The sequence below is a fragment of the Pseudoxanthomonas sp. LjRoot204_2 genome (genome assembly GCF_056175765.1).
Window position 1 is genome coordinate 1 of record NZ_JBGFFG010000372.1, and the last position, 3380, is coordinate 3380.

4 protein-coding genes and 1 pseudogene are annotated in these 3380 nt (G+C 66.0%); all 5 read left to right on the forward strand.

Annotation, left to right across the window (positions count from 1 at the left end):
• The coding region (locus AC04L7_RS14955; RefSeq protein WP_475513305.1) for an FAD-binding protein at positions 1–1362 on the forward strand (1362 nt) is incomplete at its 5' end.
• 18 nt (positions 1363–1380) lie between these two features.
• Positions 1381–2163, forward strand: coding sequence for a succinate dehydrogenase iron-sulfur subunit (locus AC04L7_RS14960; protein WP_055944159.1), 783 nt, complete (start codon positions 1381–1383; stop codon positions 2161–2163).
• Positions 2164–2212: 49 nt separating this feature from the next.
• On the forward strand, positions 2213–2599 hold the full coding sequence (locus tag AC04L7_RS14965; protein ID WP_475513306.1) for an MAPEG family protein: 387 nt from the start codon (positions 2213–2215) through the stop codon (positions 2597–2599).
• Positions 2596–2844 carry an FAD assembly factor SdhE gene (locus AC04L7_RS14970; protein WP_435999107.1) on the forward strand — a complete coding sequence of 83 codons (249 nt, stop codon included), beginning with the start codon at positions 2596–2598 and terminating at the stop codon, positions 2842–2844. Before AC04L7_RS14965 ends, AC04L7_RS14970 begins: the two co-directional genes overlap by 4 nt.
• Positions 2845–3254: 410 nt before the next feature.
• Positions 3255–3380: pseudogene (locus AC04L7_RS14975) on the forward strand (lipoprotein-releasing system transmembrane subunit LolC); the annotation flags it as partial.

Consider the following 3380-nt stretch of genomic DNA (forward strand, 5'->3'; position numbering starts at 1 on the left):
CGCACCGGCCACGCCATGCTGCACACGCTGTACCAGCAGTCGCTGGCGCACGACGCGCGCTTCATGGTCGAGTACTTCGCGCTGGACCTGATCTTCGACGAAGAAGGCGCCTGTCGTGGTGTGCTCGCCCTGGACATGGCCACTGGCACGCTGCACCTGTTCCGCGCCCATGGCGTGGTGCTGGCCACCGGCGGCTACGGCCGTGCGTATTTCTCGGCGACGTCCGCGCATACCTGCACCGGCGACGGTGGCGGCATGGTGATGCGCGCCGGCCTGCCGATGCAGGACATGGAATTCGTGCAGTTCCATCCGACCGGCATCTACGGCGCGGGCTGCCTGATCACCGAAGGCGTGCGCGGCGAAGGCGGCATCCTGCGCAACAGCAATGGCGAGCGCTTCATGGAGCGCTATGCACCGCACTACAAGGACCTGGCCTCGCGCGACGTGGTCAGCCGTTCGATGACCATCGAGATCCGCGAAGGCCGCGGCGTGGGCGAGCACAAGGACCACATCCTGCTCGACCTGACCCACTTGGGCCCGGAAGTCATCAACGAGAAGCTGCCCGGCATCGCCGAAAGCGCCCACATCTTCGCCGGCGTGGACGTGACCAAGCAGCCGATCCCGGTCATCCCGACCGTGCATTACAACATGGGCGGCATCCCGACCAACTACCACGGCGAAGTGGTGCGCAAGGTCGGCGACAACCCGGATACCGTCGTGCCCGGTCTGTACGCCATCGGCGAAGCCGCCTGCGTGTCGGTGCATGGCGCCAACCGCCTGGGCTCCAACTCGCTGCTCGACCTGGTCGTGTTCGGTCGCGCGGTCGCCAACCGCTGCGCCGAGACCATCAAGAGCGGTTCTGCGCACAAGCCGCTGGCCGGCGATGCCTGCGACAAGGCGCTGTCGCACCTGGACAAGCTGCGCAACGCGAATGGCGACACGCCCACCTCCGTGATCCGCGACAACATGCAGCGCACGATGCAGGCCGACGCCGCCGTGTTCCGCACCAGCAAGACGCTGAAGGAAGGCTGCGACAAGATGGCGGACATCTTCTCCAGCTTCCAGGACGTCAAGGTCAGCGACCGTTCGCTGATCTGGAACTCGGACCTGATCGAGACCTACGAACTGCACAACCTGCTGCTCAGCGCGGTGGCCACGATCAATTCGGCCGAACAGCGCCATGAGAGCCGCGGCGCGCACGCGCACGAGGATTTCCCGGAGCGCGACGACGTCAACTGGCAGAAGCACACGCTGGTCAACGTCGCCGACGACGGCAAGTGCAGCTTCGATTCCCGCCCCGTGCACATGTACACGCTCAGCAAAGACGTGGATGTGGTGCCGCCCAAGCCGCGCGTCTACTGAGCCCGGGAGACCTGACACATGGCCGAATTTTCGCTCCCGAAGAACTCGCGCGTCACCAAGGGCAAGCACTTCCCCGCGAAGGGCGCCAAGAACGTGCGCACCTTCAAGGTGTACCGCTGGAACCCGGACGACGGCGCCAATCCGCGCACCGACACCTACGAGATCGATCTCGACAAGTGCGGCCCGATGGTCCTGGACGCGCTGATCAAGATCAAGAACGAGATCGATCCCACGCTGACGTTCCGTCGCTCGTGCCGCGAAGGCATCTGCGGTTCGTGCGCGATGAACATCGATGGTACCAACACGCTGGCCTGCACCAAGGCCATCGGCGATTGCGGCAAGGCGGAAGTGCCGATCTATCCGCTGCCGCACATGGACGTGGTGAAGGATCTGGTTCCCGACCTGACCCATTTCTACGCGCAGTACGCCTCGATCAAGCCCTGGATCCGCACGCAGACGCCGGCCCCGCCGGATCGCGAGCGCCTGCAGTCCCCGGAAGACCGCAAGAAGCTGGACGGCCTGTACGAGTGCATCCTGTGCGCCTGCTGCTCGACGAGCTGCCCGAGCTACTGGTGGAACGGCGAGCGTTACCTCGGCCCGGCGATCCTGCTGCAGGCCTACCGCTGGATCATCGATTCGCGCGACGAGGACACCGGTGCGCGCCTGGACGATCTGGAAGATCCGTTCAAGCTGTACCGCTGCCACACCATCATGAACTGCGCCCGGACCTGCCCGAAGGGCCTGAACCCGGCGCTGGCGATCGCCGAGATCAAGAAGCTGATGATGGCGCGTCGCGCCTGACCGCATGAGCGATGGACCCGCCACGGCAATCCTCTGGCCCGCCGTGGCAATGGCCGGCCTGACCTTCCTCGTGTGGGTCAGGCTGTACCAGCTTCGCCTGGGGGAAATGGCCCGCAAGCGCATCCACGCGCAGGCCCTGGCGAATGCCGCGGATTCGGTGCGCCTGTTGAGTGACACCCGCGCGTCGGACAACTTCCGCAATCTCTTCGAGCTGCCGGTGCTGTTCTATGCCGGCGTGATGCTGGCGGCGCAGCTCGGCGTCTCGGATGCGGTGTCGCTCGGGCTGGCATGGGCGTTCGTCGCGTTGCGAACCGCGCATAGCCTGGTGCACTGCACCTGGAACCATGTCATGACCCGCTTCGTGGCCTATGCGCTGGCAACGCTGGTGTTGATCGCGTTCTGGGTGCGCCTCGCGCTGGCGCTGGCCGCGGCATGAGCGACGATCGCGAACTCAAGCGCATCCGCTGGCGCTGCCGGCGTGGCATGCGCGAACTGGACCAGTTGTTCGGACGTTATCTCGACCGCTGCTGGGCGGTCGAATCCGAACCGCAGCGCGTTGTTTTCCTACGGCTGCTCGATTGCGAGGACGATAAGCTCTGGCGCTGGTTCATGGGCTACGAGCACTGTCCCGATGCGGAACTCGCCGCGCTGGTCGAACGGATCCGTCAACTGCCGGCTTGAGTGGCGGCCGTCGCGCCTGCTGCAGGCGGTGCTGATCCTGCTGGGTGCGCTGGGTGCCGTCTCGATCCTGACGAGCGAAATGCCGCGACCGATCGCCTGGCCTGCCGGTGCTTTTGCGCTCGGGTATGGCCTCTGGCTGTCGCGCAAGGAAGGGCGGAAGCCCGCCTTGGTCTTCTGGTTTCCCGGCAACGAGCGGGCCCCCAGCGTCGACGGCGTGCCGATGTGCGCGGTTTGCCTGCGGTGGCGGGGTCCGCTGGCGTTTCTCCGTTGGCGCGAGCGTGCCGGCGGGCGTTGGCGTCATGCTGCCTGGTGGCCGGATACGCTGCCGGCTGCACGGCGGCGTGAACTCCGGCTTGCTGCGGGCAGCGGGGATGCTGGGCGGCACCGGAGGGATCGGGCACCATAGGGGCATGTTCAAACCCATTCCCGTCGCCATCGGCCTGCGCTATCTCCGCGCCAAGCGCCGCAACGGTTTCATCTCCTTCATCTCGCTGGCCTCGGTCGTGGGCATTGCGCTCGGCGTGATGATCCTGATC